Annotated in this window: 24 protein-coding genes and 5 tRNA genes; 23 read left to right on the top strand and 6 right to left on the bottom strand. The window is 72.0% G+C overall.

Features of this window, described 5'->3' with window-relative positions; translation table 11 throughout:
* Window positions 1–416 precede the first annotated feature (416 nt).
* The 9 genes from AB0E19_RS14415 to AB0E19_RS14375 all read left to right on the top strand — a co-directional run bounded on the left by AB0E19_RS14415 (window position 417) and on the right by AB0E19_RS14375 (window position 4,451).
* A complete protein-coding gene (locus tag AB0E19_RS14415) occupies window positions 417–614 on the top strand; it encodes a hypothetical protein (RefSeq protein ID WP_362178465.1) in 198 nt (65 codons plus the stop codon).
* A 112-nt stretch (window positions 615–726) separates the two neighbouring features.
* The gene (locus tag AB0E19_RS14410) at window positions 727–1,512 is read left to right on the top strand and encodes a fumarylacetoacetate hydrolase family protein (protein ID WP_362178461.1); all 786 of its coding nucleotides are present in this window, start codon (window positions 727–729) and stop codon (window positions 1,510–1,512) included.
* Complete coding sequence (gene gltX, locus AB0E19_RS14405) at window positions 1,505–2,977, top strand: glutamate--tRNA ligase (protein WP_362178458.1); 1,473 nt, start codon at window positions 1,505–1,507, stop codon at window positions 2,975–2,977. Before AB0E19_RS14410 ends, gltX begins: the two co-directional genes overlap by 8 nt.
* A gap of 132 nt (window positions 2,978–3,109) precedes the next feature.
* The gene (locus tag AB0E19_RS14400) at window positions 3,110–3,832 is read left to right on the top strand and encodes an HAD family hydrolase (protein ID WP_362178455.1); all 723 of its coding nucleotides are present in this window, start codon (window positions 3,110–3,112) and stop codon (window positions 3,830–3,832) included.
* 92 nt (window positions 3,833–3,924) lie between these two features.
* Window positions 3,925–3,996: transfer RNA gene (locus AB0E19_RS14395), tRNA-Gln, on the top strand.
* 42 nt (window positions 3,997–4,038) lie between these two features.
* Window positions 4,039–4,111 (top strand) — tRNA-Glu (locus tag AB0E19_RS14390).
* Window positions 4,112–4,172: 61 nt separating this feature from the next.
* Window positions 4,173–4,245, top strand: a tRNA-Glu gene (locus AB0E19_RS14385).
* A 22-nt stretch (window positions 4,246–4,267) separates the two neighbouring features.
* Window positions 4,268–4,339, top strand: a tRNA-Gln gene (locus AB0E19_RS14380).
* Window positions 4,340–4,378: 39 nt separating this feature from the next.
* Window positions 4,379–4,451: transfer RNA gene (locus AB0E19_RS14375), tRNA-Glu, on the top strand.
* Window positions 4,452–4,582: 131 nt separating this feature from the next.
* On the opposite strand, the gene ndgR is transcribed toward AB0E19_RS14375, so the two are convergent.
* The gene (gene ndgR, locus AB0E19_RS14370) at window positions 4,583–5,299 is read right to left on the bottom strand and encodes an IclR family transcriptional regulator NdgR (protein ID WP_005311436.1); all 717 of its coding nucleotides are present in this window, start codon (window positions 5,297–5,299) and stop codon (window positions 4,583–4,585) included.
* Between the two features lie 139 nt (window positions 5,300–5,438).
* Between ndgR and leuC the strand changes: the two genes are divergently transcribed.
* The 4 genes from leuC to AB0E19_RS14350 all read left to right on the top strand — a co-directional run bounded on the left by leuC (window position 5,439) and on the right by AB0E19_RS14350 (window position 8,624).
* Window positions 5,439–6,863 carry a 3-isopropylmalate dehydratase large subunit gene (gene leuC, locus AB0E19_RS14365; protein WP_362178450.1) on the top strand — a complete coding sequence of 475 codons (1,425 nt, stop codon included), beginning with the start codon at window positions 5,439–5,441 and terminating at the stop codon, window positions 6,861–6,863.
* A 5-nt stretch (window positions 6,864–6,868) separates the two neighbouring features.
* Window positions 6,869–7,462: a 3-isopropylmalate dehydratase small subunit gene (gene leuD / locus AB0E19_RS14360; RefSeq protein ID WP_362178447.1), complete on the top strand. Its 594-nt coding sequence runs from the start codon at window positions 6,869–6,871 to the stop codon at window positions 7,460–7,462.
* A gap of 104 nt (window positions 7,463–7,566) precedes the next feature.
* Complete coding sequence (locus AB0E19_RS14355; protein ID WP_030750706.1) at window positions 7,567–7,794, top strand: hypothetical protein; 228 nt, start codon at window positions 7,567–7,569, stop codon at window positions 7,792–7,794.
* 143 nt (window positions 7,795–7,937) lie between these two features.
* Entirely contained in the window at window positions 7,938–8,624 is a 687-nt protein-coding gene (locus AB0E19_RS14350) for an HU family DNA-binding protein (RefSeq protein ID WP_362178443.1), read from the top strand.
* A 106-nt stretch (window positions 8,625–8,730) separates the two neighbouring features.
* Here AB0E19_RS14350 and AB0E19_RS14345 read toward each other — a convergent pair whose 3' ends face one another.
* Both AB0E19_RS14345 and cofC read right to left on the bottom strand, forming a co-directional pair.
* Window positions 8,731–8,940 carry a hypothetical protein gene (locus AB0E19_RS14345; protein ID WP_362178441.1) on the bottom strand — a complete coding sequence of 70 codons (210 nt, stop codon included), beginning with the start codon at window positions 8,938–8,940 and terminating at the stop codon, window positions 8,731–8,733.
* A gap of 10 nt (window positions 8,941–8,950) precedes the next feature.
* Window positions 8,951–9,598 carry a 2-phospho-L-lactate guanylyltransferase gene (cofC, locus tag AB0E19_RS14340; protein WP_362178438.1) on the bottom strand — a complete coding sequence of 216 codons (648 nt, stop codon included), beginning with the start codon at window positions 9,596–9,598 and terminating at the stop codon, window positions 8,951–8,953.
* Window positions 9,599–9,726: 128 nt separating this feature from the next.
* Here cofC and AB0E19_RS14335 point away from each other — a divergent pair, with 128 nt between their 5' ends.
* The 3 genes from AB0E19_RS14335 (at window position 9,727) to AB0E19_RS14325 (ending at window position 12,699) form a co-directional block, all read left to right on the top strand.
* Window positions 9,727–10,479 carry a lysophospholipid acyltransferase family protein gene (locus AB0E19_RS14335; RefSeq protein WP_362178435.1) on the top strand — a complete coding sequence of 251 codons (753 nt, stop codon included), beginning with the start codon at window positions 9,727–9,729 and terminating at the stop codon, window positions 10,477–10,479.
* Window positions 10,476–11,477: an NAD(P)H-dependent glycerol-3-phosphate dehydrogenase gene (locus tag AB0E19_RS14330; protein WP_362178432.1), complete on the top strand. Its 1,002-nt coding sequence runs from the start codon at window positions 10,476–10,478 to the stop codon at window positions 11,475–11,477. The genes AB0E19_RS14335 and AB0E19_RS14330 overlap by 4 nt, the downstream gene beginning before the upstream one ends.
* Before the next feature lie 82 nt (window positions 11,478–11,559).
* On the top strand, window positions 11,560–12,699 hold the full coding sequence (locus tag AB0E19_RS14325) for a D-alanine--D-alanine ligase family protein (RefSeq protein WP_362178429.1): 1,140 nt from the start codon (window positions 11,560–11,562) through the stop codon (window positions 12,697–12,699).
* 30 nt (window positions 12,700–12,729) lie between these two features.
* Here the strand turns inward: AB0E19_RS14325 and AB0E19_RS14320 are convergent, their stop codons facing one another.
* Both AB0E19_RS14320 and AB0E19_RS14315 read right to left on the bottom strand, forming a co-directional pair.
* Entirely contained in the window at window positions 12,730–13,218 is a 489-nt protein-coding gene (locus AB0E19_RS14320; RefSeq protein ID WP_362178426.1) for a DUF3515 domain-containing protein, read from the bottom strand.
* Window positions 13,219–13,238: 20 nt separating this feature from the next.
* Window positions 13,239–13,472, bottom strand: coding sequence for an Lrp/AsnC ligand binding domain-containing protein (locus AB0E19_RS14315; protein WP_360601789.1), 234 nt, complete (start codon window positions 13,470–13,472; stop codon window positions 13,239–13,241).
* A gap of 233 nt (window positions 13,473–13,705) precedes the next feature.
* Here AB0E19_RS14315 and AB0E19_RS14310 point away from each other — a divergent pair, with 233 nt between their 5' ends.
* Window positions 13,706–14,668, top strand: coding sequence for a thiamine-phosphate kinase (locus AB0E19_RS14310; protein ID WP_362178421.1), 963 nt, complete (start codon window positions 13,706–13,708; stop codon window positions 14,666–14,668).
* On the top strand, window positions 14,665–15,468 hold the full coding sequence (gene thiD, locus AB0E19_RS14305) for a bifunctional hydroxymethylpyrimidine kinase/phosphomethylpyrimidine kinase (protein WP_362178418.1): 804 nt from the start codon (window positions 14,665–14,667) through the stop codon (window positions 15,466–15,468). The genes AB0E19_RS14310 and thiD overlap by 4 nt, the downstream gene beginning before the upstream one ends.
* Before the next feature lie 185 nt (window positions 15,469–15,653).
* Here the strand turns inward: thiD and rpmB are convergent, their stop codons facing one another.
* Window positions 15,654–15,839, bottom strand: coding sequence for a 50S ribosomal protein L28 (gene rpmB, locus AB0E19_RS14300; RefSeq protein WP_003957616.1), 186 nt, complete (start codon window positions 15,837–15,839; stop codon window positions 15,654–15,656).
* Between the two features lie 231 nt (window positions 15,840–16,070).
* Here rpmB and AB0E19_RS14295 point away from each other — a divergent pair, with 231 nt between their 5' ends.
* The 5 genes from AB0E19_RS14295 (at window position 16,071) to AB0E19_RS14275 (ending at window position 22,529) form a co-directional block, all read left to right on the top strand.
* Entirely contained in the window at window positions 16,071–17,765 is a 1,695-nt protein-coding gene (locus tag AB0E19_RS14295) for a DAK2 domain-containing protein (RefSeq protein ID WP_362178415.1), read from the top strand.
* Window positions 17,766–18,035: 270 nt separating this feature from the next.
* Entirely contained in the window at window positions 18,036–20,234 is a 2,199-nt protein-coding gene (gene recG / locus AB0E19_RS14290; protein WP_362178412.1) for an ATP-dependent DNA helicase RecG, read from the top strand.
* Window positions 20,235–20,302: 68 nt separating this feature from the next.
* Window positions 20,303–20,884: a 16S rRNA (guanine(966)-N(2))-methyltransferase RsmD gene (gene rsmD, locus AB0E19_RS14285; RefSeq protein ID WP_359522997.1), complete on the top strand. Its 582-nt coding sequence runs from the start codon at window positions 20,303–20,305 to the stop codon at window positions 20,882–20,884.
* Between the two features lie 26 nt (window positions 20,885–20,910).
* Window positions 20,911–21,390 (top strand): pantetheine-phosphate adenylyltransferase, encoded by a 480-nt coding sequence (gene coaD, locus AB0E19_RS14280; protein ID WP_189949970.1) that lies wholly within the window; start codon window positions 20,911–20,913, stop codon window positions 21,388–21,390.
* Between the two features lie 110 nt (window positions 21,391–21,500).
* Window positions 21,501–22,529 carry a cell division initiation protein gene (locus tag AB0E19_RS14275; protein ID WP_362178408.1) on the top strand — a complete coding sequence of 343 codons (1,029 nt, stop codon included), beginning with the start codon at window positions 21,501–21,503 and terminating at the stop codon, window positions 22,527–22,529.
* The last annotated feature ends 56 nt before the right edge of the window (window positions 22,530–22,585 follow it).

Raw genomic sequence — 22,585 nt, 5'->3', positions numbered from 1 at the left:
TGCGTGCCGGCTTCGAACCCGCGGCGGATGCGTGGAATTCCAGCACAGTGCCGGAACTCCAACAAGGGCTGCGGTCTGTACCGCAGGGGGGATGACCAACCGTGCGCGCCAGGTCACGGGGTGTAGAAGATGATCACGGAGGATTCGGACTTTTCCTGGCCAAAGGTCCGGCACCCCCGTGTGTCCCAGTCGCGATGATCAGGAGCGGAATGGCGGCTTCAGTGGCGGAATGTCCCTTTCCGTAACCTGACATGCGCGTCCATAATGCCCGGAAAATCCACCCGTTGGTGAGCAAACTCACACCGGAATCGATGTCTTGGCCATGTATTCGAAGGGAACGCCTTGATTTAGCCTGACGCTTTACACCATTCTCGCGCCCGTACGGGCGCCCGTCCCGGACAAGGTCTGCCTGCGCGATGACTGCACCCACGCCCGCCATCACGGCCAACCCGCGCCGTTCCACCCTCGCCCACCTCGCGGACGCCGCCGCCCTCGGCCGCGGCGCCACCCCCGAGTACGCGACGGAGCTCCCCGGCGCGACCGCCAACCCGCGCCGCACCGTCCTGATGCAGGCCCCCGCGCCGTACGTCCCGGCCTACCTCGCCGAGGCCTGATCGGGCGCTCCGCCCGCCCGCCACCGGCGAAAACCGCCGGGCGGCCGCCCCGCGCCGCGTTAGCCTGGAGCGTCAGACTCCAGCCAGTACCAAGTGAGGGGCGACAGCACTCGTGCGCATCGCCAGATTCTCCATCGACGGCAATGTCGCCTTCGGCGCGGTCGAGGGCGAGGGGACCGTCGAGTCCGGCGGCCTCGTCCTCGACATCATCAAGGGCATCCCGTACACCGACTTCGAGCTCAGCGGCACCAAGGTCCCGCTGAGCAAGGTACGGCTCCTGCCGCCGGTGCTCCCCAACAAGGTCGTGGCCATCGGCCGCAACTACGCGGAGCACGCCAAGGAACTCGGCAACGAGGTCCCCGAGGTCCCGGTCGCCTTCTTCAAGCCGACCACCTCGGTCATCGGCCCCGGCGACGCCATCGAGTTCCCCTCCTTCTCCAGCGAGCTGCACCACGAGGCCGAACTGGCCGTGGTGATCGGCCGCATGTGCCGCGAGGTGCCCCGGGAGCGCGTCAAGGACGTGATCTTCGGCTACACCTGCGCCAACGACGTGACCGCCCGCGACGTCCAGAAGCGCGAGGCCCAGTGGGCCCGTGCCAAGGGCTTCGACACGAGCTGCCCGCTGGGCCCCTGGGTGGAGACCGACCTCGACCCGAGCGACCTCGCCATCCAGGCCACGGTCAACGGCGAACAACGCCAGCTCGGTCGGACGAGCGACATGATCCGCTCCATCGAGGACCTGGTCGTCCACATCACCGAGGCCATGACGCTGCTCCCCGGCGACGTCATCCTCACCGGCACCCCCGCCGGGGTCGGCCCCCTCACCGTCGGCGACGAGGTCGCCGTCACCATCGAAGGCATCGGCACTCTCACCAACAGGGTGATCAAGCGTGGCTAACGCGATCCGCGTCCGTTTCTGTCCGTCCCCGACCGGCAACCCCCATGTGGGCCTGGTCCGCACCGCCCTCTTCAACTGGGCCTTCGCCCGGCACAACCAGGGCACCATGGTCTTCCGCATCGAGGACACCGACGCGGCCCGCGACTCCGAGGAGTCGTACGAGCAGCTCCTCGACTCGCTGAAGTGGCTCGGCCTCGACTGGGACGAGGGCCCCGAGGTCGGCGGCCCGCACGCCCCGTACCGCCAGTCGCAGCGGATGGACATCTACAAGGACGTCGCCGAGAAGCTGCTCGCCGGCGGGTACGCGTACCCCTGCTACTGCACCACCGAGGAGCTCGACGAGCGCCGCGAGGCCGCCCGTGCCGCCGGCCGCCCGTCCGGCTACGACGGCCACTGCCGCGACCTCACCCCGGAGCAGAAGGCGGCGTACGAGGCCGAGGGCCGCGCGTCGATCGTCCGCTTCCGGATGCCCGACGAGCCGATCACCTTCACCGACCTGGTCCGCGGCGAGCTCACCTTCACCCCGGAGAACGTGCCGGACTACGGCATCCTCCGGGCCAACGGCGCCCCGCTCTACACCCTGGTCAACCCGGTCGACGACGCCCTGATGGAGATCACCCACGTCCTGCGCGGCGAGGACCTGCTCTCCTCCACCCCCCGCCAGATCGCCCTCTACAAGGCGCTGATCGAGCTGGGCGTCGCCAAGGAGATCCCGCACTTCGGCCACCTGCCGTACGTGATGGGAGAGGGCAACAAGAAGCTCTCCAAGCGCGACCCGCAGGCCTCCCTCAACCTCTACCGGGAGCGCGGCTTCCTCCCCGAGGGCCTGCTGAACTACCTGTCCCTGCTCGGCTGGTCCTTCTCCGCCGACCAGGACATCTTCACCATCCCCGAGATGGTGGCGAAGTTCGACATCGCGGACGTCAACGCCAACCCGGCCCGCTTCGACCTCAAGAAGGCCGAGTCCATCAACGCGGACCACATCCGCATGCTGGACGTGAAGGCCTTCGCCGAGGCCTGCGAGCCCTGGCTGCGGGCCCCGCACGCCCCCTGGGCGCCCGAGGACTTCGACCGCACGGCCTGGGAGCGGATCGCCCCGCACGCCCAGACCCGCCTGACCGTCCTCTCCGAGATCACGGCCAACGTCGACTTCCTCTTCCTGTCCGAGCCGGTCTTCGACCAGCCCTCCTGGGACAAGGCGATGAAGGGCGAGCCCGCGGCCCTCCTCACCACCGCCCGCGAGAAGCTGGTGGACGCCGACTGGAACGACCCCGAGTCGCTCAAGAACGCCGTCCTCGCCGCCGGCGAGGCCCACGGCCTCAAGCTCGGCAAGGCCCAGGCCCCGGTCCGCGTCGCCGTCACCGGCCGCACCGTCGGCCTCCCCCTCTTCGAGTCCCTGGAGATCCTGGGCGAGGAGAAGACCCTGGCCCGCATCGACGCGGCCCTGGCGAAGCTCGCCGCGTAACCGCGCCGACCGCGCCACCCGCACGACGACGGGGGCGGCACCCGGAACACCCTCCGGGAGCCGCCCCCGTCGGCGTCCCAAGATCCACCGGCCCCCTCCCGGCGGAGCCGCCCGAGGCGTACGGTCGGTGCCATGAGCATCCGGGCCGTCCTCTGGGACGTGGACGACACGATCTTCGACTACGCGGGCGCCGACCGCGCCGGCATGCGCGCCCACCTGGCCGCCGAGGGCCTGACCGGCCTGCACGGCTCCGTCGAGGACGCCCTGCGGCTCTGGAAGGAGCTCACCGAGCACCACTGGCGGCGGTACGAGGACGGCCTGGGCGACTGGCAGGAGCAGCGCCGGTGGCGCGTCCGCGACTTCCTGGACCGGCAGGAGATGGCCGACCCCGAGACCGACGCCTGGTTCGACCGGTACGTGGCCCACTACGAGGCCGCCTGGGAGCTCTTCCCCGACGCCCTGCCCGTCCTCGACCTGCTCGCCGCCGACTACCGGCAGGGCGTCCTGTCGAACTCCAGCCTCCACGCCCAGGAGCCCAAGCTGCGCGCCCTCGGCGTCCGCGACCGCTTCGAGGCCGTCCTGTGCGCCGCCGAGCTGGGCGCCGCCAAGCCGGCCGCCGAGGCCTTCCACGCCGCCTGCGCCGCGCTCGGCCTCGCCCCGCACGAGGTGGCGTACGTGGGGGACCGCCCCGACATCGACGCGCTCGGCGCCCAGGAGGCGGGGCTCCACGGCATCTGGCTGGACCGCGCCGACACCGGCGGACAGCCCGGCCTGCACCGCATCACCGACCTCCACCAGCTCCCTCCGCTGCTCCGCGGGGATACCCGTTTTGGAGCACCGTCCACCTTCGGGTAATGTTCTTCCTGCGCCGAGGGGAGCAAGCCGAAAGGCAAGAACCCGGAAAGCGCAAGCCGAGCAAGATCCCCCTCACGGGGAAGTTGCCCCGGTGGCCTATGGTGTAATTGGCAGCACGACTGATTCTGGTTCAGTTAGTCTTGGTTCGAGTCCAGGTAGGCCAGCTCGCAGAGCTCATCTGCAAACCAGTGGATTGGCATCCACGAGCCCCCGTTGTGTAGCGGCCTAGCACGCCGCCCTCTCAAGGCGGTAGCGCCGGTTCGAATCCGGTCGGGGGTACAGATCCTTCCCGCGGGATCACCTGGGTAGCTCCCGGTGATGTCGATGCAGGATCGCTAGGGCCCCCGTTGTGTAGCGGCCTAGCACGCCGCCCTCTCAAGGCGGTAGCGCCGGTTCGAATCCGGTCGGGGGTACGACGCTGGTCTAACCACGTATTGGTCTATGGTGTAATTGGCAGCACGACTGATTCTGGTTCAGTTAGTCTAGGTTCGAGTCCTGGTAGACCAGCTCGGATCTGCGGCGGTATCAACGCCCGCATGATCCAAAGCCCCCGTTGTGTAGCGGCCTAGCACGCCGCCCTCTCAAGGCGGTAGCGCCGGTTCGAATCCGGTCGGGGGTACTCGACGAAGAAGCCCTTCCCTTCGGGGGAGGGCTTCTTCGCTGTTCCCGGCACGGCGCACGGACAACTCCGGCCCACCGCTGCGGCGTTGGAGCGGTGAGCCGGAGAACGTACAGATGAACAGAGGAAGATCAGCCGTTGCGGCGGAGCGCCTCGCTGAGACGGGCGGCGGCGTCGATGACCGCCTGGGCGTGCATACGGCCCGGGTGGCGGGTCAGGCGCTCGATCGGGCCCGAGACCGACACGGCGGCCACCACGCGGTTCGACGGGCCCCTGACGGGCGCGGAGACGGACGCGACGCCCGGCTCCCGCTCACCGATCGACTGGGCCCAGCCGCGGCGCCGTACGCCCGACAGGGCCGTCGCCGTGAAACGGGCGCCCTGGAGGCCGCGGTGCAGCCGCTCGGGCTCCTCCCAGGCCATCAGGATCTGCGCCGAGGAGCCGGCCTTCATGGTCAGCGTCGAGCCCACCGGGACGGTGTCCCGCAGACCGGACAGCCGCTCGGCCGCCGCCACGCAGATCCGCATGTCGCCCTGGCGCCGGTAGAGCTGCGCGCTCTCCCCGGTCACGTCGCGCAGATGCGTGAGCACCGGACCGGCCGTCGCGAGCAGCCGGTCCTCGCCGGCCGCCGCCGCGAGCTCCGCGAGCCGCGGGCCGAGAATGAAGCGGCCCTGCATGTCGCGGGCCACCATCCGGTGGTGTTCCAGTGCCACGGCCAGTCGGTGGGCCGTGGGTCGTGCGAGTCCCGTCGCCGCGACCAGTCCTGCGAGGGTGGCCGGACCGGACTCCAGGGCGCTCAGGACAAGGGCTGCCTTGTCGAGAACGCCTACGCCGCTAGAGTTGTCCATGCAACGATATTCGCGTCTCACTCTGTGAAACGCAAGTTCAATTTTCCGAGGAACTTGTCACTCTGGTGAGGCGGCCGCACAACGGACCGCACAACGGTCTCTAGTGGTGCCGGCGCAGCCGCCGGCCGGAGGGAAAGCGATGGGTAGGACACTCGCGGAGAAGGTCTGGGACGACCACGTCGTCCGGCGCGCCGAGGGCGAGCCCGACCTCCTCTTCATCGATCTTCACCTGCTGCACGAGGTGACCAGCCCCCAGGCCTTCGACGGCCTCCGCCAGAACGGACGGCAGGTCCGGCGCCTCGACCTCACCCTCGCCACCGAGGACCACAACACCCCCACCCTCGACATCGACAAGCCGATCGCGGACCCGGTCTCCCGCGCCCAGCTGGAGACCCTGCGCAAGAACTGCGCGGAGTTCGGCGTACGGCTCCACCCGCTCGGCGACGTCGAGCAGGGCGTCGTCCACGTGGTGGGACCGCAGCTGGGCCTGACCCAGCCCGGCATGACCGTGGTCTGCGGCGACTCCCACACCTCCACGCACGGCGCCTTCGGCGGCCTGGCGTTCGGCATCGGCACCAGCCAGGTCGAGCACGTCCTGGCCACCCAGACGCTGCCCATGGCCCGCCCGAAGACCATGGCCATCACCGTGAACGGCGAGCTGCCCGCCGACGTCACCGCCAAGGACCTGATCCTCGCCGTCATCGCGAAGATCGGCACCGGCGGCGGCCAGGGCTACGTCCTGGAGTACCGGGGCTCCGCCATCGAGAAACTCTCGATGGAGGGCCGCATGACCATCTGCAACATGTCCATCGAGGCCGGCGCCCGCGCGGGCATGATCGCCCCCGACGAGACCACGTTCGCCTACCTCAAGGGCCGTCCGCACGCCCCCGAGGGCGAGGACTGGGACGCCGCGGTCGCCTACTGGGAGACCCTGAGCACCGACGAGGACGCCGTCTTCGACGCCGAGGTCGTCATCGAGGCCGCCGAGCTGGCCCCGTTCGTCACCTGGGGCACCAACCCCGGCCAGGGCGCCCCGCTTTCGGCGAACGTCCCCGACCCGGCTTCGTACGAAGACCCCTCGGAGCGCCTCGCCGCCGAAAAGGCCCTGGAGTACATGGGGTTGACCGCCGGGCAGCCGCTGCGCGACATCAAGGTCGACACCGTCTTCGTAGGCTCCTGCACCAACGGCCGCATCGAGGACCTGCGCAACGCCGCCTCCCTCCTGGAGGGCCGCAAGGTCGCCGACGGCGTCCGCATGCTGGTCGTCCCCGGCTCCGTCCGGGTCGCCCTGCAGGCCGTCGAGGAGGGCCTGGACAAGGTCTTCAAGGCCGCCGGCGCCGAATGGCGGCACGCGGGCTGCTCGATGTGCCTGGGCATGAACCCCGACCAGCTGGCCCCGGGCGAGCGCTCCGCGTCCACCTCCAACCGCAACTTCGAGGGCCGGCAGGGCAAGGGCGGCCGCACCCACCTGGTCTCCCCCCAGGTCGCCGCCGCCACCGCCGTCCTCGGCCACCTGGCCTCCCCGGCCGACCTGTCCGACGCCGTCACCACCGCGGGGGTCTGAGAACCATGGAAGCTTTCACCACGCACACCGGCCGCGCCGTCCCGCTGCGCCGCAGCAACGTCGACACCGACCAGATCATCCCCGCGCACTGGCTGAAGAAGGTCACCCGCGACGGCTTCGAGGACGGCCTCTTCGAGGCCTGGCGCAAGGACTCCGAGTTCGTCCTCAACCGCCCCGAGCGGCAGGGCGCCACGGTCCTGGTCGCCGGCCCCGACTTCGGCACCGGCTCCTCCCGCGAGCACGCCGTCTGGGCACTGCAGAACTACGGCTTCCAGGCCGTCATCTCGGCCCGCTTCGCCGACATCTTCCGCGGCAACTCGCTGAAGAACGGTCTGCTGACGGTCGTCCTCCCGCAGGAGACGGTCGACGCCCTCTGGGAGCTGACCGAGGCCGACCCGACCGCCGAGATCACCGTCGACCTGGAGGCCCGCAAGGTCCTGGCGGCCGGGATCGACGCCGACTTCGAGCTCGACGAGAACGCCCGCTGGCGGCTCCTGAACGGCCTGGACGACATCAGCCTCACCCTTCAGAACGAAGCCGACATCGCGGCCTACGAGGCGGCCAGGCCGTCCTTCAAGCCCCGTACAATTACGGCCTGAGCAGCGCTTTTCCAAGACTGCGCCCCCCACCCTCCGGTGGGGGGCGCAGTCGCTTGTTGAGACCCTGTCGGGCGACAACTCGCCCTAGATGGCACAATCGGTGCATGGAACGCGACAACCAACTCAAGCTCTACGAGGAAGTCGCCGACCGATTGAAAGAAGCGCACTCCCGGGTGCGCGCACTGCAAGTCCCGGAGGGCGTAAGGATGGCGCTGTCCCGGAAGCTGCTGGTCGTGACGGCCGCGGCGAAGCACGATCTCGCGGACGCGGCGACGCGTCTGGACCGGTTGATGAAGGACCTCGACGAGGGTCGATTCCCTGAAGACGACTGACACCAGGAACTCCGCAACGGCACTTCCGCGTTGCGGCACTAGGGTGATTAGCCCGTTTCGTGTTTGATTTGCGGTATATACATGCCTAACGTGCGAAAAAGCTTGAACAGTTTCGTTCCGGCAAAGTCTCCGAAGGGGAAGACGTGAACAAGGCGCAGCTCGTAGAAGCGATTGCCGACAAGTTGGGCGGTCGCCAGCAGGCCGCCGAAGCCGTCGACCACGTGCTCGACGCCATCGTGCGCGCCGTGGTCTCCGGCGACCGTGTCTCGGTCACGGGCTTCGGCTCGTTCGAGAAGGTCGACCGTCCGGCCCGCTACGCCCGCAACCCGCAGACGGGTGAGCGCGTGCGGGTCAAGAAGACCTCCGTTCCGCGCTTCCGCGCGGGCCAGGGCTTCAAGGACCTGGTCAGCGGGTCGAAGAAGCTCCCCAAGGGCGGCGAGGTCTCCGTCAAGAAGGCCCCCAAGGGCAGCCTGACCGGCGGCGCCTCCGCCACCGTGAAGAAGGCCGCGGCCAAGAAGGCCACCACGGCCAAGAAGGCCGCCGCCAAGAAGGCCACGCCGGCCAAGAAGACCACGGCCGCCGCCGCCAAGAAGGCCACGCCGGCCAAGAAGACCACCACCGCGGCCGCGAAGAAGACGACCGCCACGGCCAAGAAGGCCGCCGCCAAGAAGGCGACCCCGGCCAAGAAGGCCACCCCGGCCGCCGCGGCCAAGAAGACGGTCGCCAAGAAGACCGCCCCGGCGAAGAAGGCCGTGGCGAAGAAGGCGCCCGCCAAGAAGACCACGGCGCGCAAGACCGCCACGGCCAAGAAGGCCGCCGCCAAGAAGTAGGACGGTCCCCGCACGTCCGCCGGGCCGGGCTCCCACCACGGGAGCCCGGCCCGCGGCGCGTTCCCGGAGCCGTACCGCCTCCGGCCGACGGGGTAGGGGGCGGGGCTCAGAAGGTCTGGAGCGTCACCAGCGTGATCCGCGGGGCCGCGCCGGGGGCGTCCGGCTCCGTCTCGATCCGCACCCGCTGCCCCGGACGCAGCAGCCGCAGCCCGCCCGCGTCGAAGGCCTCCGTGCCGAACTCCACCGGGGTGCCGTCGTCGAGCAGCACACTGCCGCTGCGGGTCTCGGGGTCGTACGTGTACGCGGTCGCCTGCATGGACCGCAGCCTATCCGGCCGCCGCCGGGCGCCGGGCCGCCGTCCGCGGGCCGAGGCCCAGCGAACCCGCCGCCGCCAGATCCTCGCCGGTGTCCACGTCCCGGCGCACGGAATCCACCCCGGACAGCGTGATTTCCGCCGCGCCCGAAGACAAATGCCGAAGCCGCGACGCACCACCGAATGCCGGTTCCAATTCCACCCCCGGAGCCGCCGAGAGGAATGTCGTACCTATTTCGGCGGCATCTGCGAGAAATGCCCTCGGGAATTGCCGGGCGGCCGCCAGGACCCGCGCCAGCTCCGCCGGACGCAGCGCCGGCAGATCCGCGTTCAGGGCCGCCACGCGCGCGTGCGGCCGCCGCTCCCGTACCGCCCGGGCGCCGTGCGCGAGCGCCGCGTTGAGCCCCGCCGCCGGCGCGTCCGGCACCACCAGGGCCCCCAGCGCGGCCAGCGCCCGCCCGGCCGCGGGATCGTCCGTGACCACCACCACGTCCCGGACCTCCGGGCACTCCAGGGCCGCCGCCACCGTGTCCTCGGCGAAGGCCAGGGCGAGGCGGGGCCGCAGCAGCTCCCCGGCGGCGGGGGCCAGTCGGCTCTTCGCCAGGGCCAGGGGCTTCAGGGGTACGACCAGGGACCAGCCGTCGTCCGCATCCGTGTTCATCGCGGCCCATTCTGTCCCGCCCCGGCGGTACGGGCCGGGCCCCGGGGCGTACGGTGTCACTCGACACAGCAGGAGCATGGGGCGACACTTGACCCCCTGCCAGCAAGACCCGGAGAAAGGTGCGCCGAGTGCCCCGCCGCAGAATCGGCTTCTGGTACCGCCTCGCGGCGGTCATCGCCAAACCCCCCCTGGTGGTTCTGTTCAAGCGGGACTGGCGCGGCATGGAGCACATTCCGGCCGACGGCGGTTTCCTCACCGCGGTCAACCACAACTCCTACCTGGACCCGCTCTCCTACGCGCACTACCAGTACAACACCGGCCGGGTGCCGCGCTTCCTGGCCAAGGCGGGGCTCTTCAAGGCCGGATTCGTCGGCACGATGCTCCGCAACACGGGCCAGATCCCCGTCTACCGCGAGACCGCGAACGCCCTGGACGCCTTCCGCGCCGCCGTGGACGCCATCGAGCGGGGTGAGTGCGTGGCCTTCTACCCCGAGGGCACCCTCACCCGGGACCCCGACATGTGGCCCATGCCGGGCAAGACCGGCGCCGCCCGCGTCGCGCTGCTCACCAAGGCGCCCGTCATCCCGGTGGCCCAGTGGGGCGCCAACCTCGCGATGCCGCCGTACGCGAAGAAGGACAAGTTCAGCTTCTTCCCGCGCAAGACGCTGATCGTGCAGGCGGGCCCGCCGGTCGACCTCTCCCGCTTCGACGGCCTGGAGCCCACCCCCGAGGTGCTGCGCGAGGCCACCGAGACGATCATGGCCGCCGTCACCGCCCTCCTGGAGGAGGTCCGCGGCGAGCGGGCCCCCGCCGAGCCCTACGATCCGCGCCGCGCCCGTCAGGCCCTGCGCCGCAAGGCCGCCGAGGGAGGCGCCGCATGACCAAGGCCGCCGTCTTCGGGAACGGTTCCTGGGGCACCGCCTTCGCCATGGTGATGGCCGACGCGGGCTGCGAGGTGAGCCTCTGGGGCCGCCGCCCGGCGCTCGCCGAGACCATCAACACCACCCGGACCAACCCCGACTACCTGCCCGGTGTCGAACTCCCCAAGGGCATCACGGCCACCGCCGACCCGGGCGAGGCGGCCGAGGGCGCCGACTTCGCCGTCCTCGTCGTCCCCTCCCAGACCCTGCGCGAGAACCTCGCCGCCTGGGCGCCGAAGCTCGGCCCCGACACCGTGCTCGTCTCCCTCATGAAGGGGATCGAACTCGGCACCGCCAAGCGGATGAGCGAGGTCATCACCGAGGTCGCCGGCGTGCCCGCCGAGCGCGTCGCCGTCCTCACCGGCCCCAACCTGGCCCGCGAGATCGCCGCCCGGCAGCCCGCCGCCGCCGTCGCCGCCTGCGTCGACGAGTCGGTCGCCCAGCGGCTCCAGGCCGCCTGCATGACCCCGTACTTCCGCCCGTACACCAACACCGACGTGGTCGGCTGCGAGCTCGGCGGCGCGGTGAAGAACGTCATCGGCCTCGCCGTCGGCATCGCCAACGGCATGGGCCTCGGCGACAACTCCAAGGCCACGCTCATCACCCGAGGCCTCGCCGAGACCACCCGCCTCGGCCTCGCCATGGGCGCCGACCCGCTGACCTTCTCCGGCCTCGCGGGCCTCGGCGACCTCGTCGCCACCTGCTCCTCGCCGCTCTCCCGGAACAACACCTTCGGCACCAACCTCGGCCGCGGGATGACCCTCCAGGAGGCCGTTGCGGCCACCAAGCAGACCGCCGAGGGCGTCAAGTCCTGCGAGTCGGTGCTCGATCTGGGCCGCCGCCACGGCGTCGACATGCCCATCACCGAGACCGTCGTCTCGATCGTCCACGACGGGAAGCCGCCGACGGTCGCCCTGAAGGAGCTCATGTCGCGCAGCGCCAAGCCCGAAAGGCGCTGACCCCGACGCGCTGAGCCGTCCGCGCGAGGCGGCGAGCGGGGCGCTCAGGAGTTCGGACACCGCAAGGTACGCTCATCGCGATATGAGCGAGAACACCCAGAGCCCCCGCAAGCCGCGCGTGGCCGTCGTCTTCGGCGGACGCAGCTCCGAGCACGCCATCTCCGTCGTCACCGCCGGCGCCGTCCTCAAGGCGATCGACCGGACCAAGTACGACGTGCTGCCCATCGGCATCACCCGGGAGGGGCGCTGGGCCCTGACCGCCGACGCCCCCGAGCGGATGGCCATCGCCGAGCGCTCCCTGCCGGACGTCGCCCAGCTCGCCGAGTCCGAGACCGGCGGCGTGGTCCTCCCCGTCGACCCGGCCAGCCGCGAGGTCGTCCTGCACGAGCCCGGCACGCTGCCGCAGGCCCTCGGCGAGGTCGACGTCGTCTTCCCCATGCTCCACGGCCCCTACGGCGAGGACGGCACCCTCCAGGGCCTCCTGGAGCTCTCCGGCATCCCGTACGTCGGTGCGGGTGTCCTCGCCTCCGCCGTCGGCCAGGACAAGGAGTACATGAAGCGGGTCTTCGTCTCCTACGGCCTGCCCGTCGGCCCGTACGAGGTCATCCGGCCGCGCGAGTGGGACCGCAACCCGGCCGAGGCCCGCAAGAAGATCGTCGAGTTCGCCGCCGACCACGGCTGGCCGCTCTTCGTGAAGCCGGCCCGCGGCGGCTCCTCCGTCGGCATCACCAAGGTCGACGACCTCTCCGGCCTCGACGAGGCCGTCGAGGAGGCCCGCCGCTACGACCCGAAGATCATCGTGGAGGCGCTGCTGCGCGGCCGCGAGATCGAGTGCGGCGTCCTGGAGTTCGAGGACGGCCCGCGCGCCAGCGTGCCCGCCGAGATCCCGCCGGTCACCGACCACGACTTCTACGACTTCGAGGCCAAGTACATCGACTCGGCCTCCGGCATCGTGCCCGCCCCGATCGGGGACGAGGCCACCGCCGAGATCCAGCGCCTGGCCGTCGCCGCCTACGAGGCGGTCTCCTGCGAGGGGCTGGTCCGCGCCGACTTCTTCCTCACCGAGGACGGCGACTTCGTGATCAACGAGATCAACACCATGCCCGGCTTCACCCCGATCTCCATGTACCCGCGCATGTGGCAGGAGAGCGGCGTGAGCTACCCCGAGCTGGTCGACCGGCTGATCCAGGCCGCGCTGACCCGCTCCACGGGCCTGCGCTAGCGCGGACGGGCCCGGTCGGGGGGCCGGGCCCTAACGGCACTCGGGTTCGAGGGCGCAGGGCACGGCCCGCTCCACCGGGGCGGCGAGATCGACCAGCGGCCCGATGTCGTGCGCGTACCGCTCGTCCAGGGCGACCTCGACATAGGTCTTCCGGTACACCGAGGTGAACCGGGGGCCGCCCTGCTCGGGCTGCTCCAGCATCCAGCGCACGCCCTCGGCGGAGACGGCCTGCGCCTGCGGATCGCTCATCTTTTCGGGCCGGTCCACCCCGCAGCGCAGTACGATCGCTCCGTCTCCCCACCCGGCGGTCAGCTCGGAGCCGGGAGACGGATCGCTCCGCTCCTGCCCCGCCACGGTGTCCGGGAGCTCCTCCGCCAGCGCACGGCAGAGCGCCGCCTCCGCCGCGGGCGGAGTCGGCACCCGCACGGACGCCTGGGCGCCGGAGGAGCAGCCGGTCACGGCCAGCAGCAGGACGGCGGCCGCGGCGGGCAGGCCGAGAGGCCGGTGGGAAGAGGTCACCGGCCAAGGGTAGACGGGGGCTACAGATGGACGACCGGGCAGGTCAGGGTGCGCGTGATGCCGTCCACTTGCTGGACCTTCGCGACCACCATGCGGCCGAGTTCGTCGACCGTGTCGGCCTGGGCCCGCACGATCACGTCGTACGGCCCGGTCACGTCCTCTGCCTGGATCACCCCCGGGATCTTGGAGATGGTGTCGGCGACGCTCGACGCCTTGCCCACCTCTGTCTGAATCAGGATGTACGCCTGTACCACGGAACCTCCAGGGCGGCCACGAGGATCTTGTGGGAGAAAGAGACGCCACGGTACCGCGTCGCCGGAAGCCGCGGGGAGACCCGCGCCTTCCGGAGCGCCCGGGGTGTGGCGTACACAGGACGGAAGTTGACGGTCAACTTGACGGTACCCAGCACGGTGACGGCCCGCGACCCGCGGCGCGAGCGGACGCTCCGCCGACGGCCGGCCGGCACGACGACACGAGGTGAGACGCGGTGAAGGGCACAGTCGGAGAACTGGGCGAGTTCGGGCTCATCAAGGAGCTCACGTCCCGGCTCACCTCCACCCCGGCGGTACGGATCGGGCCGGGCGACGACGCCGCCGTGGTCTCCGCCCCGGACCGGCGCGTGGTGGCCAGCACGGACATCCTGCTCGAAGGACGGCACTTCCGCCGCGACTGGTCGACGGCGTACGACGTCGGCCGCAAGGCCGCCGCGCAGAACCTCGCCGACATCGCCGCCATGGGCGCGGTCCCCACCGCCCTCCTCCTCGGCCTCGTCGTCCCCGCGGAACTCCCCGTCACCTGGCCCACGGAGCTCATGGACGGGCTGCGCGACGAATGTCAGGTCGCGGGCGCGGCGGTGGTCGGCGGCGACGTCGTCCGCGGCGACACGATCATGGTCTCCATCACCGCCCTCGGCGACCTCCGCAACGCCGACCCGGTCACCCGGGGCGGCGCGCAGCCCGGCGACGTCGTCGCCTACACCGGCTGGCTCGGCTGGTCCGCCGCCGGCTACGCGGTCCTCTCCCGGGGCTTCCGCTCGCCGCGCGCCTTCGTCGAGGCCCACCGCCGCCCCGAGCCGCCGTACCACGCCGGTCCGGCCGCCGCCGGGCTCGGCGCCACCGCCATGTGCGACGTCAGCGACGGCCTCATCGCCGACCTCGGCCACATCGCCGAGGCCAGCAACGTCCGCATCGACCTGCGCTCCGGGCTCATCGACATCCCCGGCCAGATGCACGACATCGGCCAGGCCGTCGGCGTCGACCCGCTCCAGTGGGTCCTCACCGGAGGCGAGGACCACGCGATCGTCGCCACCTTCCCGCCGGACGTGAAGCTGCCCGCCCGCTGGAAGGTGATCGGCGAGGTCATCGCCCCCTCCGCGCTGCCCCAGGTGACCGTCGACGGCGCCCCCTGGCACAGCACCGGCGGCTGGGACCACTTCGGGGAGACCGAGTGAACCCGCGGCCGCCGCTGGTGCTCACCGTCGCCGGATCCGACTCCGGCGGCGGCGCCGGCATCCAGGCCGACCTCAAGACGATGCTCGCCCTCGGCGTCCACGGCATGAGCGTGGTCACCGCCGTCACCGCGCAGAACTCGCGCGGGGTCCACGGCGTCTGGGAGCTCCCCGCGGAGGCCGTCCGCGCCCAGTACCGGGCCGTCGTCGACGACATCGGCGTCCACGCGGTCAAGACCGGGATGCTCGCCACCGCCCCGCTCGTCGACACCGTCGCCGAGCTCCTCGCCGGGACGGCCGTGCCCGTGGTCGTCGACCCCGTCGGCGTCTCCAAGCACGGCGACCCGCTGCTCGCGGCCACCGCCCTGGAGTCCGTACGGAAGCGGCTCCTGCCGGCCGCGACCGTCGCCACGCCCAACCTGGACGAGGTGACGCAGCTCACCGGGATCGTCGTCGAGGACGAGGACGGGATGCGCCGGGCCGCCGACGCGATCCTCGGGTACGGGCCGCGCTGGGCGCTCATCAAGGGCGGCCACCTGCCCGGGGACGCGGCCGAGGTCGTGGACCTCCTCACGGACGGCACCGAGGAGCACTGGCTGTCCGCCCCCCGCCACGACAACCGGCACACCCACGGCACCGGCTGCACGCTCGCCTCGGCGGTCGCCTCCGGCCTCGCCAAGGGACAGCCCGTGCCGCAGGCCGTACGGGAGGCGAAGGCGTACGTGACCGGGGCGCTCGCCGCCGGCTTCGCCCTGGGGGAGGGCATCGGGCCCGTCGACCACGGGTGGGAGCTCGGCCGCTGACGCGACCGCGCCGTCGGCACGACGAAGGGCGGGTCCGACCCCCGAGGTCGGACCCGCCCTTCGTCGTCATGCGGGCAATGCGGGCACGGCGTGTGGCGCAGACAAGGCGGAAGGCCGGTCCACCGAGGTGGACCGGCCTTCCCAGGCAACCGCAGGGGCTGCGCTACGACACGGAAACGTCGCGATTAGCGCGAGACCTTGCCGGCCTTGATGCACGAGGTGCAGACGTTGAGCCGCTTCGGCGTCCGACCGACCACGGCACGCACACGCTGGATGTTCGGGTTCCAGCGACGAGACGTACGGCGGTGCGAGTGCGAAATGTTGTTGCCGAAGCCCGGCCCCTTGCCGCAGACGTCGCAGTTGGCAGCCACGGGTCACTCCAAAGACTTCAGATTTACAGTGAGATCCGGCGCACCGGAATCAGGAGTCTGAAGTGGCTTGCCGGGGATGGCCCGACGAGTGCCGGGCAACCGAAGCAGCATACAACGACTGCTCCGGTGGAACGAAACTACCACGGTCCGGTCCGACGGCGTCCCGGCCCCCGGACCCGGAAGCCCCCGGTCTACCCTGCGGTGGACTTCACCGCCGAAGGAGGACCCCCGTTGTCGCGAGCCCCGCAGCCCTTCGACCCCGCCGTCCGAGGTGACGAGCGTCTCGTCCTCGACGCCGAGGCGGTCCGGGCCTGGAGCGCGCGGACGGCCGAGGCCCTCGGCCGGGAGCGGGCCGCGATCGACGCCATCAACGTCTTCCCGGTCGCCGACGGGGACACCGGCACCAACCTCTACCTGACCGCCGAGGCCGGCCGCCGGGCCGTCGAGGCCGTCTTCGCCGCCCCCGGAGCCGCCGGAGCCTCCGCGCCCGACACCGCCGACGCGGTCCGCGCCCTGGCCCACGGGGCGCTCCTCGGCGCCCGCGGCAACTCCGGCACCATCCTGTCCCAGCTGCTGCGCGGCATGGCCGCCGTCCTCGCCGACGGCGCCGACGGCGACCATCTCGCCCGCGCCCTCGACACCGCCGCCGCCTCCGCCCGCGCCGCCGTCGCCCACCCCGAGGAGGGCACCATCCTCACCGTCGCCTCCGCCGCGGCGGCCGGCTGCGCGGACGGCGGTCCCCTCCCGGACGTGGCCAGGAAGGCCTACGACGGGGCCAGGACGGCCCTGGAGGCCACCCCCGGCCAACTGGCCGTGCTCGGCCGCGCCGGGGTCGTGGACGCCGGAGGACAGGGCCTGGTGGCCGTCCTCGGCGCGCTGGTGGAGACGGTGACCGGACGGGCCCCCGCACCGCTGCCGCCGTCCCCGGCGGTCCGCGCCCTGCCCGAGCGGCCGGAGGAGACCTGCGGCCACGACGGCGAGCAGGGGCCCGGCTACGAGGTCCTGTACCTCCTGGAGGCCGAGGACGCCGCCGTCGAACTCCTCAAGGCCCGGCTCGACGCCCTCGGCGACTCCCTCGTCGTCGTCGGCGGCGACGGGCTCTGGAACGTCCACGTCCACGTCGACGACGCGGGCGCCGCCGTCGAGGCCGGGATCGAGGCCGGCCGCCCGCACCGGATCCGCGTCACCCACTTCGCGAGCGCCGGCCCCGCGCCCGCACCCGACGACACGGCCGAGGCGCCCGCCCACGCGCGCGGGGAGCGGGCCCAGCGGGCCGTCGTCGCCGTCCTCCCCGGCGAGGGCCTCGCCGGACTCTGCGCCGAGGCCGGCGCCACCACCCTCCAGGCCCGGCCCGGCGAACCGCCCACCGGCGACGAACTCCTCGACGCCGTCCGCCGCGCCCACGCGCGCGAGGTGGTCCTCCTGCCCAACGACACCGACCTGCGGGCCGCCGCCGCGTCCGCCGCCGAACGGGCCCGCGCCGAGGGCATCCGGGTCGCGCTCATCCCCACCCGGGCCGCCGTCCAGGGCATCGCCGCCCTCGCCGTCCACGAACCCGAGCGCACCTTCGACGAGGACGTCGTCGCCATGACCGCCGCCGCCGGCGCCACCCGCTACGCCGAACTCGCCGTCGCCGCCCGCCAGTCCTTCACCAGCGCCGGCGTCTGCCAGGCCGGCGACGTCCTCGGCCTCATCGAGGGCGACGTCGCCGTCATCGGCCAGGACCTCACCGCCACCGCCCGCACGGTCCTCGACCGGATGCTCCAGGCCGGCGGCGAACTCGTCACCCTCGTCGTCGCCGACAGCGCCCCGCCCGGCCTCGCCGACACCCTCGAAGCCCACGTCCGCCGCGGCTACCTGGCCGTCGACACCGTCACGTACCACGCCGGCGAAGGCGCCCCGCCGCTCCTCGTGGGGGTGGAATGAGAGCGCTCGGGCGACAGTCCCGCGATGCCGTGGAACCATCGTCCGAGCGCTCCGTGCGCACCTGTTCTCCGATGCCCTCGGCCCGGTGGTGTGCGGTGACTCCGCCTGTGCGAGAACGCGGTGGCTTCTCACTCGCCCGCTGACGCGGACTCGTGACGGACAAGCCCTGCCCGGCACACAGCACCATGCCCGTAGCGTGATGGCGGCATCACCCTTGGTGTCCGAGCTCCGGGGGTCGGGATACCCCCCGTGTCCGAGCGATGGTGTGCAATGGAACACGTGCCCGCGCTCGACGAACCCCTCAAGAAGTCCCTCGGCCCCGCCACCGCCAAGGTCATGGCCGAGGCCCTCGACCTGCACACGGTCGGCGACCTCCTCCACCACTACCCCCGGCGGTACGCGGAGCGGGGCGAGCTGACCACGCTCTCCGACCTGCCGCTCGACGAGCACGTCACCGTCGTCGCCCAGGTCGCCGACGCCCGCGTGCACACCTTCAACGGCGCCAAGGGCCGCGGCCAGCGCCTCGAAGTCACCATCACCGACGGGTCCGGCCGGCTCCAGCTGGTCTTCTTCGGCAAGGGCGTCCACAAGCCCCACCACGACCTGCTGCCCGGCACCCGCGCGATGTTCTCCGGCAAGGTCTCGCTCTTCAACCGCCGCCTCCAGCTCGCCCACCCCGCCTACGAACTCCTGCGCGGCGACGGCGACGTGGCCGTGGACGCCTGGGCGAGCGCGCTCATCCCGATCTACCCGGCCACCACCAAGCTGGAGTCCTGGAAGATCGCCAAGGCCGTCGACGCCGTCCTGCCCGCCGCCGACGACGCCGTCGACCCGCTCCCGCCCGCCCTGCGCGAGGGCCGCGGCCTCGCCGAACTCCCCGACGCCCTGCGCCTGATCCACCGCCCCCGCGCCAAGGCCGACGTCGCCGCCGCCCGCGAACGGCTCAAGTGGGACGAGGCCTTCGTCCTCCAGGTCGCCCTCGCCCGCCGTCGGCACGCCGACACCCAGCTCCCCGCCGTCCCCCGCCGCCCCGCCGCCGACGGCATCCTCACCGCCTTCGACGCCAAGCTCCCCTTCACCCTCACCGACGGCCAGACCAAGGTCTCCAAGGAGATCTTCGACGACCTCGCCACCGACCACCCCATGCACCGCCTGCTCCAGGGCGAGGTCGGATCGGGCAAGACGATGGTGGCCCTGCGGGCCATGCTCGCCGTCGTCGACGCCGGGGGACAGGCCGCCATGCTCGCGCCCACCGAGGTCCTCGCCCAGCAGCACCACCGGTCGGTGACCGAGATGATGGGCCGGCTCGCCGAGGGCGGGATGCTCGGCGGGGCCGAGCGGGCCACCAAGGTGGTGCTGCTCACCGGCTCCATGGGGGCCGCCGCCCGCCGGCAGGCCCTGCTCGACCTGGTCACCGGCGAGGCGGGGATCGTCATCGGGACGCACGCCCTCATCGAGGACAAGGTCAGGTTCCACGACCTGGGCCTGGTCGTCGTCGACGAGCAGCACCGGTTCGGCGTGGAGCAGCGCGACGCGCTCCGCGGCAAGGGGAAGCAGCCGCCGCACCTGCTCGTCATGACGGCCACCCCGATCCCGCGGACCGTCGCCATGACCGTCTTCGGCGACCTGGAGACCTCCGTCCTCGACCAGCTCCCCGCCGGTCGCTCCCCGATCGCCAGCCACGTCGTCCCCGCCGCCGACAAGCCGCACTTCCTCGCCCGCGCCTGGGAGCGCGTCCGCGAGGAGGTGGAGAACGGCCACCAGGCCTATGTGGTCTGCCCCCGCATCGGTGACGAGGAGGACGAGAAGAAGGCCGCCAAGCGCAAGCCCTCCGCCGAGGACGAGGCCGAGAAGCGGCCCCCGCTCGCCGTCCTCGACGTCGCGGAGAAGCTCTCCGCCGGCCCCCTCGCCGGGCTGCGGATCGCCGTCCTGCACGGGCGCATGCACCCCGACGACAAGGACGACGTCATGCGCCGCTTCGCCGCCGGCGAGCTCGACGTCCTCGTCGCCACCACCGTCATCGAGGTCGGCGTGAACGTGCCCAACGCCACCGCCATGGTGATCATGGACGCCGACCGCTTCGGCGTCTCCCAGCTCCACCAGCTCCGCGGCCGCGTCGGCCGCGGCTCCGCCGCCGGCCTCTGCCTCCTCGTCACCGAGATGCCCGAGGCGAGCCCCGCCCGCCAGCGGCTCGGCGCCGTCGCCTCGACCCTCGACGGCTTCGAGCTCTCCCGCATCGACCTCGAACAGCGCCGCGAGGGCGACGTCCTCGGCCAGGCCCAGTCCGGCGTCCGCTCCTCCCTGCGGGTCCTCGCCGTCATCGACGACGAGGAGGTCATCGCCGCCGCCCGCGAGGAGGCCACCGCCCTCGTCCTCGCCGACCCCGACCTGGCGGCCCACCCGGGGCTGCGCACCGCCCTGGACGCGCTGCTGAGCGAGGAGCGGGAGGAGTACCTGGAGAAGGGCTGACCGTGCCCCCGGCCCGCACGGCCATATCCTGGGGCGTACGCACTGGACGACGCAGGACGAGGAAACCGATGACCCGCGTGATCGCCGGCACCGCCGGCGGGCGGCGCCTGGCCGTGCCCCCGGGCAACGGCACCCGCCCCACCTCCGACCGGGCGCGCGAGGGCCTCTTCTCCACCTGGGAGGCGCTCCACGGCATCGAGGGCAGCCGGGTCGCCGACCTGTACGCGGGCTCCGGCGCCGTCGGTCTGGAGGCGCTCTCGCGCGGCGCCGTCCACGCCCTGCTCGTCGAGGCCGACGCCCGCGCCGCCCGCACCGTCCGGGAGAACGTGGCCGCGCTCGGCCTGCCCGGCGCCGAGGCCCGCACCGGGAAGGCCGAGCAGATCGTCACGGGACCGGCCCCGGCCGAGCCGTACGACCTGGTCTTCCTCGACCCGCCCTACGCGGTCGCGGACGAGGAGCTGCGGGAGATCCTCCTCACACTGCGCTCAGGGGGCTGGCTGAGCGAGGATGCCGTCGTCACCGTGGAACGCAGCACCCGAGGCGGCTCCTTCGGCTGGCCGGACGGCTTCGAACCACTGCGGTCCCGCCGTTACGGCGAGGGAACGTTTTGGTACGGTCGCGCCGCCTCTACGTGCGAAGACGCACGATGACCGGACCGGAGAGCGAGGGAACCAAGGTGCGCCGCGCCGTCTGCCCGGGGTCGTTCGACCCCATCACCAACGGACATCTCGACATCATCGCCCGCGCCTCCAAGCTGTACGACGTCGTGCACGTCGCGGTGATGATCAACCAGTCCAAGAAGGGCCTGTTCGCGGTCGAGGAGCGGATCGAGCTGATCCGCGAGGTCACCGCCGACTTCGGCAACGTCGAGGTGGAGTCCTTCCACGGCCTGCTCGTCGACTTCTGCAAGCAGCGGGACATCCCCGCCATCGTCAAGGGCCTGCGCGCGGTCAGCGACTTCGACTACGAGCTCCAGATGGCCCAGATGAACAACGGCCTGTCGGGCGTCGAGACGCTCTTCGTGCCCACCAACCCCACGTACAGCTTCCTGTCGTCCTCGCTGGTCAAGGAGGTCGCGGCCTGGGGCGGAGACGTCTCCCACCTGGTGCCCCCGGCGGTCCTCGGCCGGCTCACCGAGCGGCTCGCGCAGAAGTGACGCGCGGCCACCGCCGCTGACGCTCCGTCACCTGGTGTCGGACGGGCCGCGACTGCCCTTACAGTCGTCCCGTCCGTCTCCATCCAGCTGTAGAGAGTGGCGAGCACCCGGTGGACGTGCAGAAGAAGCTCGACGAGATCGTCGCGACCGTACAGAACGCCCGCTCGATGCCCATGTCGGCCTCCTGCGTGGTGAACCGCGCCGATCTCCTCGCCCTCCTCGAAGAGGTACGGGACGCCCTGCCGAACTCCCTCGCCCAGGCCCAGGAGCTGATCGGCGGGCGCGAGCAGATGGTCGAGCAGGCCCGCCAGGAGGCGGGGCGGATCATCGAGGCCGCCCACGCCGAGCGCGGCACCATCGTCTCCGACACCCAGATCGCCCGGCAGTCGCAGGAGGAGGCCGACCGGATCCTCTCCGAGGCCCGCCGCGAGGCCGAGGAGGTCCGCGCCGAGGCCGACGAGTACGTCGACTCCAAGCTCGCCAACTTCGAGGTCGTCCTCAACAAGACCATCGGCTCCGTCGACCGCGGCCGCGAGAAGCTCCTCGGCCGCGGCCCCGGCCTGGACGAGCAGGGCTACGCCGACGAGGACGCCCCCGAGTACAGCGCGGACCCGGGGACCCTGATCGCCCGCGCCGACGAGTACGTGGACGCCAAGCTGGGCGCCTTCGAGGCGGTCCTCTCCAAGACCCTGGAGGCCGTCGGCCGCGGCCGGCAGAAGCTGCACGGCCGGATCGCCACCGACGACCTCGGCGAGCACATGGCCGCCCAGGAGGGCCTCGGCCACTCCGTGCACACCAGCGACGCCGACTACCTCGCCGGCCTCGCGGAGCTCGCCGACCCGGAGCCCGTCGCCCCCGTGGCCGCGCCCGCCCCGGTCGCCGCGCAGATCCCCGCCCAGCAGGACCCCTACGGCTACCAGCAGCAGCCCCAGCAGGCGGACCCGTACGGCTACCAGCAGCAGGACCCGTACGCGTACCAGCAGCCCCAGCACGACCCCTATGCCTACCAGCAGCCGGCGCAGGCCGATCCGTACGGCTACCAGGAGCAGCCCCGGCCGGCCGCGCTCGACGAGACCAGCTTCTTCGACACGAGCATGATCGATCTGGAGCAGCTGCGCCGCTACGAGCAGGGGCAGTAGCCCGGCGCGGGGGCCGATTGGGCCCAGGGCGAAGCGTCCAGTATCCTGGCTCTTCG

Origin of the sequence: Streptomyces sp. NPDC047974 (assembly GCF_040653375.1) — a bacterium.
Lineage (GTDB): Bacteria > Actinomycetota > Actinomycetes > Streptomycetales > Streptomycetaceae > Streptomyces.
Note: the sequence above shows the minus strand (reverse complement) of the source record. Positions and strands in the feature narration are given on the sequence as shown.

Coding starts and splice junctions, on each gene's coding strand:
- AB0E19_RS14345 (WP_362178441.1), bottom strand. CDS start 8,940: ATGCAGGCGACCGCGTACACGTACGACCCCGAGACCCGCAGCGGCAGT.
- ndgR (WP_005311436.1), bottom strand. CDS start 5,299: ATGGACAACTCTAGCGGCGTAGGCGTTCTCGACAAGGCAGCCCTTGTC.
- AB0E19_RS14330 (WP_362178432.1), top strand. CDS start 10,476: ATGACCAAGGCCGCCGTCTTCGGGAACGGTTCCTGGGGCACCGCCTTC.
- rsmD (WP_359522997.1), top strand. CDS start 20,303: ATGACCCGCGTGATCGCCGGCACCGCCGGCGGGCGGCGCCTGGCCGTG.
- recG (WP_362178412.1), top strand. CDS start 18,036: ATGGAACACGTGCCCGCGCTCGACGAACCCCTCAAGAAGTCCCTCGGC.
- leuC (WP_362178450.1), top strand. CDS start 5,439: ATGGGTAGGACACTCGCGGAGAAGGTCTGGGACGACCACGTCGTCCGG.
- AB0E19_RS14325 (WP_362178429.1), top strand. CDS start 11,560: ATGAGCGAGAACACCCAGAGCCCCCGCAAGCCGCGCGTGGCCGTCGTC.
- cofC (WP_362178438.1), bottom strand. CDS start 9,598: ATGAACACGGATGCGGACGACGGCTGGTCCCTGGTCGTACCCCTGAAG.
- AB0E19_RS14355 (WP_030750706.1), top strand. CDS start 7,567: ATGGAACGCGACAACCAACTCAAGCTCTACGAGGAAGTCGCCGACCGA.
- leuD (WP_362178447.1), top strand. CDS start 6,869: ATGGAAGCTTTCACCACGCACACCGGCCGCGCCGTCCCGCTGCGCCGC.
- AB0E19_RS14400 (WP_362178455.1), top strand. CDS start 3,110: ATGAGCATCCGGGCCGTCCTCTGGGACGTGGACGACACGATCTTCGAC.
- AB0E19_RS14415 (WP_362178465.1), top strand. CDS start 417: ATGACTGCACCCACGCCCGCCATCACGGCCAACCCGCGCCGTTCCACC.